Origin of the sequence: Streptomyces nigrescens (assembly GCF_027626975.1) — a bacterium.
In the GTDB taxonomy this organism is placed as follows: domain Bacteria; phylum Actinomycetota; class Actinomycetes; order Streptomycetales; family Streptomycetaceae; genus Streptomyces; species Streptomyces nigrescens.
Genome location: NZ_CP114203.1, coordinates 7,769,801 through 7,784,447, shown reverse-complemented (window position 1 = coordinate 7,784,447; position 14,647 = coordinate 7,769,801). Strand labels below are relative to the sequence as shown.

Annotated in this window: 12 protein-coding genes; 9 read left to right on the top strand and 3 right to left on the bottom strand. The window is 73.3% G+C overall.

Features of this window, described 5'->3' with window-relative positions; genetic code table 11:
- Positions 1-25 precede the first annotated feature (25 nt).
- The gene (locus STRNI_RS34570; protein ID WP_277413357.1) at positions 26-1,174 is read left to right on the top strand and encodes a glycosyltransferase; all 1,149 of its coding nucleotides are present in this window, start codon (positions 26-28) and stop codon (positions 1,172-1,174) included.
- Positions 1,175-1,196: 22 nt separating this feature from the next.
- On the opposite strand, the gene STRNI_RS34565 is transcribed toward STRNI_RS34570, so the two are convergent.
- Positions 1,197-2,615: a TerD family protein gene (locus STRNI_RS34565; RefSeq protein ID WP_277412609.1), complete on the bottom strand. Its 1,419-nt coding sequence runs from the start codon at positions 2,613-2,615 to the stop codon at positions 1,197-1,199.
- Between the two features lie 241 nt (positions 2,616-2,856).
- Here STRNI_RS34565 and STRNI_RS34560 point away from each other — a divergent pair, with 241 nt between their 5' ends.
- The 6 genes from STRNI_RS34560 (at position 2,857) to STRNI_RS34535 (ending at position 9,009) form a co-directional block, all read left to right on the top strand.
- A complete protein-coding gene (locus STRNI_RS34560; RefSeq protein ID WP_018090822.1) occupies positions 2,857-3,306 on the top strand; it encodes a DUF6643 family protein in 450 nt (149 codons plus the stop codon).
- A 47-nt stretch (positions 3,307-3,353) separates the two neighbouring features.
- The gene (locus tag STRNI_RS34555) at positions 3,354-4,178 is read left to right on the top strand and encodes an MOSC domain-containing protein (RefSeq protein WP_266449088.1); all 825 of its coding nucleotides are present in this window, start codon (positions 3,354-3,356) and stop codon (positions 4,176-4,178) included.
- Positions 4,179-4,310: 132 nt separating this feature from the next.
- The gene (locus STRNI_RS34550; RefSeq protein WP_266449091.1) at positions 4,311-5,201 is read left to right on the top strand and encodes an MEDS domain-containing protein; all 891 of its coding nucleotides are present in this window, start codon (positions 4,311-4,313) and stop codon (positions 5,199-5,201) included.
- Positions 5,195-5,635 (top strand): ATP-binding protein, encoded by a 441-nt coding sequence (locus STRNI_RS34545; RefSeq protein WP_277412608.1) that lies wholly within the window; start codon positions 5,195-5,197, stop codon positions 5,633-5,635. The genes STRNI_RS34550 and STRNI_RS34545 overlap by 7 nt, the downstream gene beginning before the upstream one ends.
- Positions 5,636-5,808: 173 nt before the next feature.
- On the top strand, positions 5,809-6,402 hold the full coding sequence (locus STRNI_RS34540; protein ID WP_148591700.1) for an Rv1733c family protein: 594 nt from the start codon (positions 5,809-5,811) through the stop codon (positions 6,400-6,402).
- 168 nt (positions 6,403-6,570) lie between these two features.
- The gene (locus STRNI_RS34535; protein WP_148591698.1) at positions 6,571-9,009 is read left to right on the top strand and encodes a right-handed parallel beta-helix repeat-containing protein; all 2,439 of its coding nucleotides are present in this window, start codon (positions 6,571-6,573) and stop codon (positions 9,007-9,009) included.
- Here the strand turns inward: STRNI_RS34535 and STRNI_RS34530 are convergent.
- The gene (locus STRNI_RS34530; protein ID WP_381844347.1) at positions 8,979-11,393 is read right to left on the bottom strand and encodes a hypothetical protein; all 2,415 of its coding nucleotides are present in this window, start codon (positions 11,391-11,393) and stop codon (positions 8,979-8,981) included. The two genes, STRNI_RS34535 and STRNI_RS34530, sit on opposite strands and share 31 nt — an antisense overlap.
- 493 nt (positions 11,394-11,886) lie before the next feature.
- On the opposite strand from STRNI_RS34530, the gene STRNI_RS34525 reads away from it, so the two are divergent.
- Positions 11,887-12,732: a DeoR/GlpR family DNA-binding transcription regulator gene (locus STRNI_RS34525; protein ID WP_018090829.1), complete on the top strand. Its 846-nt coding sequence runs from the start codon at positions 11,887-11,889 to the stop codon at positions 12,730-12,732.
- Between the two features lie 63 nt (positions 12,733-12,795).
- Complete coding sequence (locus STRNI_RS34520; protein ID WP_277412607.1) at positions 12,796-13,269, top strand: SRPBCC family protein; 474 nt, start codon at positions 12,796-12,798, stop codon at positions 13,267-13,269.
- A gap of 110 nt (positions 13,270-13,379) precedes the next feature.
- Here STRNI_RS34520 and STRNI_RS34515 read toward each other — a convergent pair whose 3' ends face one another.
- Positions 13,380-14,537 carry a PLP-dependent cysteine synthase family protein gene (locus STRNI_RS34515; RefSeq protein WP_274734218.1) on the bottom strand — a complete coding sequence of 386 codons (1,158 nt, stop codon included), beginning with the start codon at positions 14,535-14,537 and terminating at the stop codon, positions 13,380-13,382.
- Positions 14,538-14,647 lie beyond the last annotated feature (110 nt).

The following is a 14,647-nucleotide window of genomic DNA, read 5'->3' as shown; positions in this document are numbered from 1 at the left end:
GCGGCAGACTGCGGCCGTGGGAGCGATGGAGTGGATCGGTGCCGGGTCCCTGCTGGCCTGGGTGTGGCTGCTGCTGGGTCAGGGCTTCTTCTGGCGGACGGACGTCCGGCTGCCGGAACGCCGGGATCCGGAGCGCTGGCCGTCGGTCGCGGTGGTCGTCCCGGCGCGGGACGAGGCCGCGGTGCTGCCGGACAGCCTGCCGTCGCTGCTCGGGCAGAAGTACCCGGGCCGGGCCGAGGTGTTCCTCGTCGACGACGGCAGTACGGACGGGACCGGCGCGCTGGCCCGGCGACTGGCGGCCGCGCGGGGCGGGCTGCCGCTGACGGTGTCCTCGCCCGGCGAGCCCGAGCCGGGGTGGACGGGGAAGCTGTGGGCGGTACGGCACGGGATGGCGCTGGCGCGGGAGCGCGTCGCGCCGGAGTACCTGCTGCTGACCGACGCGGACATCGCGCACGACCCGGACAGTCTGCGGGAGTTGGTGGCGGCAGCCCGGTCGGCGCGGCTGGACCTGGTCTCACAGATGGCGCGGCTGCGGGTGGTGACGTTCTGGGAGCGGCTGATCGTGCCGGCGTTCGTCTACTTCTTCGGGCAGCTGTACCCGTTCCGCCGGGTCAACCGGCACGGGGCGCGGACCGCGGCGGCGGCCGGCGGCTGTGTGCTGCTGCGCGCGGAGGCCGCCGAGCGGGCGGGCATCCCGGAGGCGATCCGGCACGCGGTGATCGACGATGTGGCGCTGGCGCGGGCGGTCAAGCGCGGCGGCGGGCGGATCTGGCTGGGGCTGGCGGACCGGGTGGACAGCGTGCGGCCGTATCCGCGGCCGGCCGAGCTGTGGCGGATGGTCTCGCGCAGCGCGTACGCCCAACTCCGGCACCGGCCACTGCTGCTGCTCGGCACGGTCCTCGGTCTCGCCCTGGTCTATCTGGTGCCGCCCGTCGCGCTGGTGGCCGGACTGGCCGGCAGCGGTCCGGCGCTCGCGGCGTCGGGCGGGGCCGCCTGGGCGCTGATGTGCGGGACGTATCTGCCGATGCTGCGCTACTACGGGCAGCCGCTGTGGGCGGCGCCGCTGCTGCCCTTCACCGCGCTGCTCTATCTGCTGATGACGGTGGACTCGGCGGTGCAGCACTACCGGGGGCGCGGCGCGGCATGGAAGGGCCGGACGTACCCGGCGCCCTGAGCCGCGCCCCCGACGCCGCCGCTCACTTGCGGGCCGGTGACCAGTCCAGCCCCCAGCCGTAGGCCTGGTCGACGGTGCGCTGCGGGCTGACACCGGGGTCGGGGACGAGGTAGCGGGCCTCGCGCTGGACGACGAGTTCGCTGCCGGTGTTGGTGATCATGGCCAGCGCGCAGACGTTGGACGGCACCGTGCAGGCGTCCAGCGTGAAGTCGACCGGGGCGCCGTGCTGGGGCTGGAGGGTGACGGTCGCGCTCAGCCCCTCGAAGCTGCGGGCGCCGGCGTAGACGGTGACGAAGATCAGAACGCGCTTGATGCGGTCCTGGTGGTCGAGGTTGATCGTCATGTTCTCACCGGCCGCGACGGCGCCGGTGCGGTCGTCCCCGTCGAGCTGGATGTACGGCGGGGCGTGCAGGGCGCCGAAGTTGTTGCCCAGCGGATGGATCACACCGGCGGAGCCGTCGGTGAGTTGGTAGAGGGCGCACAGATCGAGGTCGAGCTCCCCGGACTGCGGCAGCAGCGCCCCGCGGGCACCCATGGCCTCCATCGCTTTTCGGCCAAGTTTCTTGCCCAACCGCTTGCCCGCCGATCCGGCGCTCCAGTTGAGGTTCACCCGCATCGCGCCGGAGGTGCCGCCCTGCTTCGTCAGGGAGACCGCCGGGGCGTCCTTCGTGAGGGTGACCTTCGTCAGACGAACGGCCGGCGGTGCGGGGGCGGGCGCGGGCTGCCCCGGCGGGGGCGGGACGGACGCCGCCGGCTGGCCCGTCGGCAACGGGGGCGCGGGGGCCGCCGGCGGCGGCGCCATGGGGGCCGCGGGCGCCGGGGGCGGCGGTGCCATCGGAGGCGCGGGCGCCATGGCCGGGGGCGGCGGAGCGGGCGCGGCGGGGGCCGGGGCGGGCGCCGGGGGCTGCGGCGCCGCCGGCTCCTCGACGCTGATGCCGAAGTCGGTGGCCAGGCCGGCCAGCCCGGTGTCGTACCCCTGCCCCACCGCACGGAACTTCCAGGCGCCCTGGCGCCGGTAGAGCTCGCCGAGGACGAAGGCGGTCTCGGCCCCCGCGTCCTGGCTGTCGAAGCGGGCGAGCTCGGCACCGCCCGCGGCGTCCAGCACCCGGATGTGCAGCCCCGGGACGCTGCCGAAGCTGCCGCCGTCGGCGGAGGCGGCGAGCACCACCTTGTCGACGGCGGGTTCGACGGCGGCCAGATCGACGGCGAGGCAGTCGGTCATCGCGCCGCCGGCCGGGCGCTTGCCTTCGTGGCGTACGGCGCCGGAGGCGTGCGCGGGCTGGTTGTAGAAGACGAAGTCTGCGTCGTCGCGGACCTTTCCGGACACCAGCAGCAGGGCGGAGGCGTCCACGTCGGGTGCCCCCGGGGCCGCCTGCCAGCCCAGTTCGACCCGGACCGCCGGGGCCGGGACCGGAACGTTGCTGCCCTTGAGCATCGACATCGCCGCGCCTTCCTCTCGTCCGCCGTACCCCGTCGGTCGGGGCACCCCCAACCTACTTGGCCGATTCCGAACGTCCCTTGTTCACCTGCGAGAAGCGAGGTCTTTACAGGATCCCTACGGGCGATCGCGACCGATTTCCGCAAGTTCGCTCACATTGGCGCTCCATGGCCACTCCGAACACGTAAAACAACCCTCTTTCCAGACTCCCCAATCGGCACATCGTGGGCTTAACTTATGAGGCATGACCTCCCCCCGCTCTACCTACGGCGGCGGCTACTACGCTTCGCCTTCCTTCCCGGACACCCCGATCTACGACAGCCTCGTCGCCGAACGCGGCACACCGCAGATCGCCCCGATCCGGGTGAACCCCTCCCCTTACGACACGGGCTCGTCCTATTTGCCGGCGCTGCCCTCGGCGCTGCCGGCACTTCCGGCCGCGCCTTCCCACCCCTCGCCCGGGCAGGGTTACCCAGGAGCGGCCGCGCAGCCGGTCGCCCCGCTGCAGCAGGCCCCGGCGCCGTACATCCCGCAGCAGGCGGGCGTCCGCGGCTATCCGTCCCCGCAACAGCAGCAGCCCCAGCGCCCGCCCATGGGCACGGGGTACGAGGCGATGCGCCCGGCCGCTCCGGTCGCGCCCCGCCCCGCGCCCTACGACGATCCGTACGGCCGCCAGTACCCCCGCGGGTACTGACCTGGGCGATCGGTCAACTGTCCGAGGCGGCTGGCAGGATGGCAGACATGCCCAATCCTGCGCTCCAGTCGATCCATCTCTACCCGGTCAAATCCATTGCGGGGTCCGGTCCCGGCGAGGCGGTAGTGGAGCCGTGGGGGCTCGCCGGGGACCGACGCTGGCTGCTGGTGGATGCCGAGGGCAGGCAGGTCACCCAACGACAGCAGCCGACCCTGGCGTTGGCGCGCGCCGAGGGGCTGCCCGGCGGTGCCCTCCGGCTCACCGCGCCCGGGAGGCGGCCGTTGACGGTCGCGGTGCCCGGGCCCGCGGAGACGGTCCCGGTCGAGGTCTGGAAGGACGAGGTCGAAGCGGTGCCCGCGGCCCCGGAGGCGGCCGAGTGGTTCAGCGGGTATCTGGGCGCCGAGTGCCGGCTGGTATATCTCGACGCCCCGGAGAAGCGCCGGCCCATCGACCCGGCGTACTCCGTACCCGGTGAGACGGTCAGCTTCGCCGACGGCTTCCCGCTGCTGCTGACGACCACCTCGTCGCTGAACGCCCTCAACTCGCTCATCGCGCAGGGCGACCACCCCGACGAGGGCCCGCTGCCCATGAACCGTTTCCGGCCCAATGTGGTGGTGGACGGCACCGCGCCCTGGGCGGAGGACGACTGGCACCGGGTCCGCATCGGCGAGGTGGACTTCGCGGTGGCCAAGCCCAGCGCACGCTGCGTGGTCACGACAACCGACCAGCGCACCGCCGAGCGCGGCAAGGAGCCGCTGCGGACGCTCGCCCACCATCGCCGCTTCGGTGACCGGCTGGTCTTCGGCCAGAATCTGATACCTCGTGGGACCGGCACGATCCGGATCGGCGACCCGTTCGAGATACTCGGCTGACGGGCCGGCGCGCGCCCCGCGCCATGGGCGTCCGAGGCGACCGGCGGGCCGCCGCGGCGTGACCACCTCTCCGCGGTGTGCGCCCGGCGACGCCGGCGGAGAGGCCGGCGGAAGACGGAGAGTTGTGGGCCGATGGCTGCGAGGGACACCGGATGCGACCGCCTCCTGCCTGTCCAGCATCTGCGGCCCGGGGACCACGCCTTTGTGAGTTACGGCGATGACGAGGTGCGCTGGGAGGTCGTCACGGCGTTCGTACGGCTCGGGCTGGCCCGCGGCGAGAAGGTCCTGGTCCTCCCCTGCCCCGGGGTGCCGGCCGACGAGGTGCTGGCCCGGATCGACTTCCCCAGCCGCAGCACGGTCCCGGCGCGCGAGCGCGGCCAGTTGGTGGTGAGCAGTATGCGCGAGGTGATCCGGCCCGACACGGAGTTCACCGCCGCGCGCCAGATGAGCCGGCTGCGCGCGGAGACGGACCGGGCGACGGCCGAGGGCCATACGGGCCTGCGGGCCTTCATCGACATGGGCTGGGTGCGCGCGCTCGGCGCGGACGTCCAGGTGATGGCCGCCCGAGAGACCGGCGCCCACGCTCTCTTCAGCGGCCGCCCGTACACCGAGATATGTGCCTACGACCGCCGCCGGTTCGACCGCACCCTGCTGACGGCCATGGAACGGGCCCATCCCCGTGTGCTCCTGGAGCGGCTGGGCAGCCTGCGGTCGACGCGCGGACCGGACGGGACGCTGCACTTCATCGGCGAGGCGGACGCCACGCACCGGCCCGCGGTCGGCAGAGCCCTGGAGATATCGCTGGCGCAGACCGCACCGGCCCGGCGGCTCACCGTCGATCTGACCCGGCTGCACTTCCTGTCGGTCGGCTGCGCCGTCGGCCTGCTCACCCTGGCCCGCGGCGCAGCGGGCCATGAGCTGATCGAGGTGCGCTGCGACCGCGGGCAGCGCCGGATGCTGCGGCGGCTGGGTGCCGGGACGGTGTCACGGCTGGTGCTGACGGAGGTGGTGCGCCCGTGGTGAGCTCCGGTCCGGCCGAGGTGGCGGCCGAGGAGTCCGGCCGCCCGCTTTTGCAGCGGCGCTTCACCGCCCGGCTGCTGCCCCAACTGCGGCTGCTGGTCGAGGAGTGCGCGGCCCGGGAGGGCCTGTGCGAGCCACGGCGCGGCGAATTCGTGCTGGCGGTGGACGAGATCGCGGGGAACGCCGTGGAGCATGCGGGCGGCTCGGGACGGCTGGAGCTGCGGCAGGTGGGCGATGAGCTGGAGTGCCGGATCAGCGACGCGGGGCCCGGGTTCAGCGAGGAGGTGATCCCCGAGCTGCTGCCCGGCCTGGACGGCGCGACGAAGGGGCGCGGGCTGTGGCTGGCGCGCCTGGTGGCGGACCGGTTCGCGGTCACGGGCGGGGCGGGGACGGGCGCGACGGGCGCCGTGGTGACGGTGGCGGTACGGCTGCGCTGACCGGGCAGGACTCCGGTCCGGCAGGCGCGGCGCGAGCGGGCCGGGGACGCGCTCCGTACGTCCGGGAGATGCCCTTTGTACGCGGTGATGTTGCTCTCTCTTCGCAGAACTCTCGCATGGACCACCCCTGATGCGGTATTCACGGACACGGAGAGGGGGCAACGATGCGAGCGATGAGAGGTGTATGGCGCTGGCGGCGCAACCCGCTGCGGCGCCGGACCGACCGGCTCGAGGCCTGGGTGGCGCTCGTCGCGGCCCTCCTGATCGTCCTCGGGGCGACCTCCGCGGGCTGGCTCACCGGGCGGTCCGCGCAGGGCGCACTGCTGGAGACCGTACGCATACAGCACCAGCAGCGGCATCTGGTGTGGGTCACGGTCGACCGGCTGATCTCGCGGGCCCCGCTCGACCCCGACCCCGAGACCTCCTCGCAGCGCGACGCGCACCGCCGGGTCCTCGGCCGCTGGACGGCCCCGGACGGCAGCGCGCACCTCGGGCAGCTCGCCGCGCCCCGTCCGGTGGAGACCGGTGAGCGGTTCCGGATCTGGACGGACGACCGGGGCCGGGTGGTGCCGCGGCCGATGGACACCGGGACGGCGGGGGCCCATGCGGTGCTGGCCGGGCTGGGGACCACGGCCGGGGTCGGCATGATGATCGAGGGTGCCCGGCGGATGATCGTCTGGCAGCTGATGGTGCGTCGTTTCCGCCGCTGGGACCAGGAGTGGAAGCGCGCGGGCCAGGACTGGGGCCGGGCCGACGCGGGCAGTTGAGCGCCCGCGTCATCAGGCTGCTGACCGTGTCAACTGCCGCCCGCCGGGCGCGCTACGGTGGTGGCGCCAGCCTCTCGGCTGGGGCCTCGCAGACCGGAATACGGACATCCGCGGACGGATGGGTGCCGGGCCGACAACCGCCGCACGAAGTGGGGACACGACAGCGCCATGGCACAGGGCTCGGTCCAGGTGACGCACTCCGGAACCTCGCGTTGGCGACGCCGTACAGGGGAGTACAGCTCGCTCGCCGCCGCCCTGGAGGCCGCCGGGGACGGAGATGTGCTGACCGTCCCGGCCGGTACCTACCGCGAGAATCTGGTGCTGGTGCGCGCGGTGACCCTGCGCGGCCCGGACGGGGCGCGCGGTTCGGTGCGGATCGCCCCGTCCGACGGTGTGGCGCTGACGGTACGCGCCTCGGCCACCGTCCACGATCTGCATCTGGAGGCGACGGATTCGGCGTCGCCCGCGCTGCTGGTGGAGGACGGCGCCCCGGAGCTGGCCGGCCTGCGGGTGGTGACCCGGTCCGCGTCCGGCATCGAGGTCCGCGGCGGCGCCCGCCCCACGGTGCGCCGCTGCACGGTCGACAACGCGGGCGGAGTGGGCATCAGCGTCCTGGACGGCGCCGGCGGTGTCTTCGAGGAGTGCGAGGTGATGGCCGCCGGGCAGGCCGGAGTGGCGGTGCGCGGCGGGGCCCACCCCCGGCTGGAGAACTGCCGGATCCACCACGCCTCGGGCGCCGGACTGTCGCTGCACGGTGAGGGCAGCGCGGTCGAGGCGGTGGGCTGCGAGCTGTACGAGATCAAGGGCGCGGGGATCCAGGTCGCGTCCCGGGCCACCGGTCATTTCACCGACTGCACGGTCCACCGCACCTCGGCCGACGGCGTCACCCTGGACACCGATGCGGTCCTCACCCTCGCCGACTGCGACATCCACGACATCCCGGAGAACGCCGTCGATCTGCGGTCCCGTTCGGTGCTGACGCTGACCCGCAGCACGGTGCGGCACTTCGGGCGCAACGGGCTGTCCGTCTGGGACCCGGGCACCCGCGTGGACGCCAACCAGTGCGAGATCCACGACAGCACGGGCGACTACCCGGCGGTGTGGGTGAGCGACGGCGCCACCGCCGTACTCGACTCGACCCGGGTGCACGACGTCCCGGACGCCCTGTTCGTACTGGACCGGGGCTCCCGCGCCGATGTCGTCGACTGCGATATCGCCCAGGTCCGCAACACCGCGGTGTCGGTGAGCGACGGGGCGACCGTGCAGCTGGACGACTGCCGGATCCGGGAGGCCGCGACGGGGGCCTGGTTCCGCGACCACGGCAGTGGCGGCACGCTCGCCAACTGCACCATCGACGGTGCGCAGACCGGCGTGATCGTCACCAAGGGCGCGGACCCCACCATCGAGGGCTGCACGGTCAGTTCACCGGCCGAGGCCGGGTTCTATGTCTCCGCCGAGGGCCGCGGCAGCTTCCAGGGCTGCCGGGTCACCGGGAGTTCGGGCTTCGGCTTCCATGTGATCGACGGCTGCCGTACGACGCTGACACGCTGCCGTACGGAGCGGTGTGCGCGCGGCGGCTACGAGTTCGCCGAGGGCGGGGCCGGGCAGGGCGACGGGCCGACGGTCCAGGACTGCACCAGCGACGAGAGCCGGGCCGTGCCGGCACCGGGCACCGGCGCGACGGCGCCCGCGGTACAGCAGATGACCCAGACGGCCGGGCTGCTGGGCAACGTCCCGGCGCAGGGCCCGCCGCCGCCCGCACCGGCGCCGGTGGCCGCGGAACCGGCCGTCAGCAGCCGGCCCTCCGACGAGGTGCTGGGTGAACTGGACACCCTCGTGGGGCTGGAGAGCGTCAAGCGTGAGGTGCGCAGCCTGATCAACATGATCGAGGTGGGGCGCCGCCGGCAGGAGGCGGGGCTGAAGGCCGCCTCGGTGCGCCGCCATCTGGTCTTCACCGGCTCCCCCGGTACCGGCAAGACGACCGTGGCCCGGCTGTACGGCGAAATCCTGGCGTCCTTGGCGGTGTTGGAGCGCGGGCATCTGGTCGAGGTGTCCCGGGTGGACCTGGTGGGCGAGCACATCGGCTCGACGGCGATCCGTACCCAGGAGGCGTTCGACCGGGCGCGCGGCGGGGTGCTGTTCATCGACGAGGCGTATGCCCTCTCCCCCGAGGACTCCGGACGGGACTTCGGGAAGGAGGCCATCGACACCCTCGTGAAGCTGATGGAGGACCACCGGGACGCGGTGGTGGTGATCGTGGCGGGCTACACCGCCGAGATGGAGCGCTTCCTGGCGGTCAACCCCGGTGTGGCGTCCCGTTTCTCACGGACCATCACCTTTGGCGACTATGCGCCCGAGGAGCTGCTGCGGATCGTCGAGCAGCAGGGCGAGGAGCATGAATACCACCTCGCCGAGGGTGCCGGCGAGGCGCTGCTGAAGTACTTCACGGCGCTGCCCAAGGGCCCCTCCTTCGGCAACGGCCGTACCGCGCGGCAGACGTTCGAGGCGATGGTCGAGCGGCACGCGGGCCGGGTGGCGCAGCTGACCGACCCGAGCACCGACGACCTGACCCTCCTCTACGCGGACGACCTTCCCGAACTCCCCTGAGCCGGACGCACCTCCGGGCGGTCGTCAGCGGGTCGCTGGCACGGCACGTCCGGGCCGAGCCGGGCGATCAGCTCGGCACGGACCGTCTCGAAGACCGGGTCGGCCTGGTAGTCGCCATGGCCCAGGATCTGGGCGGGCAGCGGGTTCTGCAGGGTGCGGCCGAAGGCGAGCGGGTCGCGCAGCGGCCCCTGGTCGATCCGCCGGCCGTCCTCGCAGGTGAGCCGGATCGGGCCGCCGATGGGGTCGGTGAAGCGCCACAGATTGCGCCAGTCGTCCATCTCGCGGTGCAGTCCGGTCAGCGCGGGCGGCCCGAAGAAGGCGGGGAACCAGCGTCCGTAGAGACGCTCCAGGGGGCTGCCGTACGTCATCAGGGCGACGCGGCTGCGGGTGACCAGGTCCAGCTGCCAGACCGCGGCGGCCGCCAGCACACTGCCCTGGGAGTGCCCGGAGAGCACCAGCCGGCCGTCGAACCGCTCGGTCCAGGTGGCCATCCGCCAGGTGAGGTCGGGGACGGCGCGCTCGGCGTAGCAGGGCGGTGCGAAGGGGTGGGCGGCGCGGGGCCAGAACGTGCCGACGTCCCACAGGATGCCGATGGTGCGGCGGGCGGAGTGATCGCGGTAGGCACGCCGGCCCGCCGTGATCAGCAGTATGACCCCGGCGCCCATCAGCCAGGACCCCAGGGATTCCGCGGTCTCGGCGGCGGCGTGCACGACGGGCGGCGCGCCTTCGGTGGCGCGGCCCGGCGCCCGGCCGGTGAGCCAGGCGCCGACCACCGCGCCGGCCCCGAGGACGAGGGTGACGGCGGAGGTGGCCGCGATCAGGACGGGCGCGGAATCGGTGAGTCCGGCGCCGGCGATGGTGGCGGCGATGCGCTTGGTACGGCCCGCGTCGGGGTGCTCGCGGGGGTCGTAGAGCCCGGGGATGTCCTTGGCCACCCGGTTGCGGACGATCACCACTCGGACGGCGGCGAGTACGGCGACCACGGCGACGACGACCAGCAGCACGGGGATGACCGAGGCCTGCCAGGACAGCAGGACCGGCGGCCCGGGGATGGGGGCGTGCGCCTGGCCGGGGGTCGCACCGCCGTCCAGCCAGTCCGCGAAGCGCTGGGCCACGCCCCCGGACAGCACCCCGCCGACCGCACAGGCCAGCAGGGCGACGGCGGGCCCGCCCATACCGCGCAGCGCGGTGCGGGCGTCGTCACGGGCGGCGCGCTGCAGGACCCAGGCCGTCACCGCCAGCGCCAGGACCAGCACGCCCTGGAAGACGGCGATCCCGCCGAAGGCGGCGGCGCCGGGCAGCGGACCGTGGCTGTGGGCGCCGGGGCGCGCCCAGCCGGTGTGCACCATGGTCAGCGCCAGCACCCCCAGGGCGGCGAACGGCAGCGCCCGTACGACCAGGTGGTCCGAGGCGACGTCCGGCGCGTCCTCGCTGCGGGCGGTGCGCCAGACCACCACCAGGGTGGCGGCGGCGAGCAGGATGACCAGGGTGGTCAGGGCCCGGCCGGTGACCGCGAGGACGGTGCGGCCGTCGTCCCCGTCGGCCTTCGCGGCGGCGGCGAGCAGTACGGCGGCCACGGTCAGCACACCGGCCGTGGTGTGTGCGGCGCGCAGTCTGGCGACCAGCCGGCGGCCGTACCAGAAGCCCTCGCGGCTGAGCGCGGTGCGTTCGGCGACCGGGGTGTCGCGGGAGGTACCGGGCAGCCGCGGCGGCGGTGAGGCGGATTCGTAGGCGCTCCAGGTGCGGCGGGAGAGCCCCCACAGGAAGCCGATGACGAGCAGCGGCACCACGGACGCGAGCGCGAGACGGCGGCCCGGGGCGCTCCACCAGCCGGAGTTGTCGGGGCTGAGGAAGCCCATCCAGGATTTGCCGGAGGCGCAGACGGTGGTGCCCGCGCACTGCCAGGCCGTGAGGTCGAGGGCGACCTCGCAGGCCGCGGCGGCGAGCAGGACCGTGAGGGTGAGGGCGAGGATGCGTACGAGCAGGTCGTAGATCCGCTGGGCCGGGTGCTCGGGCGGGGCGGCCGGGCGCATCCAGTGGGCGAGGTTGGCGACCATGAAGGGCACCAGGATCAGCCACAGGGCGCGGGCGCCGTTGCCCGAGGTGAGGTTGGACCAGCAGTACGCCTCGCGGACCGGCTCGACGCGGTAGTCGTCGGGCCGTTGCTCGGCGTCCGCGTCCTCGGTGCGGCGGTAGCAGGCGGCGGTGTCGTCGCCGGTGATCAGCTGGACGCGTGGGTCACCGAGCATCTCCTGGGCGGTGGTGCCCCCGACGCCGTGCACCAGCAGCTCCAGGGAGAGCTGTGGTGCGTTGTCCGGTGGCCCATCTCCTGGGCTGCCAGGGTCCGTTGGGCGGGCGTGCGGTGTCGGGTCCGCGGTCTCCACTGAATTCCCCCGTAGTCCGTGCGGCGCCGAGCGGTGCGACGCCCCCAGGATTGTCTCTTCCCCTTGTACGCACATCCAGCACCACCTCGGGGTGGCGTTCTGGCGAAGGTGTCGGGGGCTTCGTCTTGCGCTCTCGCGCGTCCCCCTCCCACCCCCGAACCCACCCCCGCCCCCTCCCCCGAAGGGGGAGAGGGGGAGGGGGCGGGGGAGCAACCGGAGGCGGGCACGAGCCAGCTCCGAGGGAGGCGGACGAGCAGCTCCGAGGGAGGCGGGCACGAGCCAGCTCAGAAAGCGCCACCACCACACCCCTCACCCCACCCCAGTCCCCCGCCTCCGCCCATCCCCCTTTCCCCCACCCGCGCCGAACCGCCTCACCCGACAACGCCGTCACTGTCAGTGCCTCGTGCGAGGATGAGGGCATCAGTGATCGCAGGCGGCAAAGCCAGCGCGTACGACCCGACACAGCGAGCCGGGGCGGAAGGGACGGGCCGGGGTGAGCGACAACCAGAATCTCCTCGCGGAGCAGCGGCGTGCCCTGATTCTCGACGAGGTCAGACGACGGGGCGGGGTGCGGGTCAATGAGCTGACCCGCAAGCTGAGCGTGTCGGACATGACGGTCCGTCGCGATCTGGACGCGCTGGCCCGGCAGGGCCTGGTGGAGAAGGTGCACGGCGGCGCGGTGCCGGTCAGCGAGCCGAGCGCGCACGAGCCCGGTTTCGAGGCGAAGTCGGGGCTGGAGCTGAGCGCCAAGGAGGACATCGCCAAGGCGGCGGCCGAGATGGCGGCGCCGGGCAGCGCGATCGCGCTGGCGGGCGGCACGACCGCGTTCGCGCTGGCCCAGCAACTGCTGGAGGTGCCGGATCTGACAGTGGTGACGAATTCGGTGCGGGTGGCCGATGTGTTCTACACCGCGCAGCGGGCGGCGGCCAGCGGTGGCACGGGACCGCGCGCGGGTGCCGCGACGGTCGTGCTGACGGGCGGGGTGCGTACGCCGTCGGACACCCTGGTGGGCCCGGTGGCGGACGCCGCGATCCGGTCGCTGCATTTCGATGTGCTCTTCCTCGGGGTGCACGGCATATCGGTCGAGGCGGGTCTGTCGACGCCGAATCTGGCGGAGGCGGAGACCAACCGGCATTTCGTGCGGTCCGCGCGGCGGGTGGTGGTGGTCGCCGACCACACCAAGTGGGGCACGGTCGGCCTGAGTTCGTTCGCGACGCTGGATCAGGTGGATGTGCTGGTGACGGATGCCGGGCTGCCCGCGGGGGCGCGTGCGGAGTTCGCGGAGCTGCCGCCGGAGCTGGTGGTGGCGGGCGAGCAGCCGGAGGACGCAGACATCTGACGGGCCGCCAGCTAGGGTGTGCCGCGCAGACCCGCCGACCGTCCCGTAGGGGGTGCTCGTCCCATGGCACGCCGTCTCCGCCCCGTCGAGCTCGACTTCGTCGAATCCGCCCCGCTGCGGCTGGTGTTCACCGCGGAGGTCAGCGCGCCGCCGAAGGCGGTGTATGCGGCGCTGGCGGACGATGTGGCCGACTGGTCGTGCTGGTTCACCGGCGTGGCGCGCTCGGCGCCGACACAGGGCGGCACGGGCCGGGAGGTGCGGCTGACCGGCGGCACCCGCTTCACCGAGACGATCCTGGCGGCCGAGCCCGACGCGCATTACGCCTACCGCGTCGACACCACCAACGCCCCTGGTCTGCGGGCCCTGTTGGAGGACTGGCGGCTGGCACCGGCGGGCGGCGGCACCCGGCTGCGGTGGACGTTCGCGGCGGACGGCCCGGCGCCGTTCCGCCTTCTGCTGACGCTGGCCAGACCCGGTCTGGGCCGCGCCTTCCGGGAGTCGGCACGGGCGCTGGACCGCAGGCTCACCCGCCCCTGAGCCGACCCCCACCGCCCACCCGCAGGCTCACCCGGCCCTGAGCCGGCTCCCCGCAACCCACCCTCAGGCTCACCCGCCCCTGAGCCGGTCCCCACCGCCCGCCCGGAGGTTCAGGCGGACCAGGAGCCGGTGGTCAGGAACTCGTCGAGGGTGCGCGCGTAGGGCGTGATGTCCAAGCCCTGGGAGGCCAGCCAGTCGTCGGAGTAGTACTTGTCGAGGTAGCGGTCACCGGGGTCGCACAGCAGGGTGACGACGGATCCCTTGCGGCCCTCGGCGACCATCTCGGCGACGATCTTCAGGGCGCTCCACAACCCGGTGCCGGTCGAACCGCCCGCCTTGCGGCCTATCGCGGTCTCCAGGGCGCGTACGGCCGCGACACTGGCCGCGTCCGGGACCTTCATCATCCGGTCTATGGCACCGGGCACGAAGCTCGGCTCCATCCGCGGCCGCCCGATGCCCTCGATGCGCGAGGCGGTGGCGCAGTCCGTCTTGGCGTCGCCGGTGAGCCAGCCGTCGAAGAAGCAGGAGTTCTCCGGGTCGGGGACGCAGATGCGGGTGTCGTACTGCATGTAGTGGACATAGCGGGCGATGGTCGCGGAGGTGCCGCCGGTGCCCGCGGTCGCCACGATCCAGGCGGGCTCGGGATAGCGTTCGAGCCGCAGTTGCTGGTAGATCGACTCGGCGATGTTGTTGTTGCCGCGCCAGTCGGTGGCCCGTTCCGCGTAGGTGAACTGGTCCATGTAGTGGCCGCCGGACTCGGCGGCGAGCCGGGCGGAGACCTCGTAGACGGTCCGCGGGTCCTGCACCAGATGGCAGGTACCGCCGTGGAACTCGATCAGCCGGGTCTTCTCACGGCTGGTGGTGGCCGGCATCACCGCGATGAACGGCACCCCGATGAGGGAGGCGAAGTACGCCTCGGAGACGGCCGTGGAGCCGCTGGAGGACTCGATGACGGGCTTGCCGGGGCGGATCCAGCCGTTGCACAGCCCGTAGAGGAACAGCGAGCGGGCCAGTCGGTGCTTGAGGCTGCCGGTGGGGTGCGTCGACTCGTCCTTGAGGTAGAGGTCGATGCCCCACTTCTCGGGCAGCGGGAAGCGCAGCAGATGGGTGTCGGCGGTGCGGTTGGCATCCGCCTGGACCTTGCGGACGGCTTCTTTGAGCCAGCTGCGGTAGTCCGGATCCGTGCGGTCGACGTCGACGGTCGGTATCGGGGCTTCGCTCGCGGCCTCGTGGTCAGGCCGGCTCTGCGGCTGCTGTGCGGTGCTCACCGGCGCGCTCCTCTGGGTGTGGAAGCCCGCGGACAACGGCGGGCCGATTCCGACTATAGCCACCCGCCGCACGCTTCTCACCTGCATAAACATCGCTTTGAGATACCCCA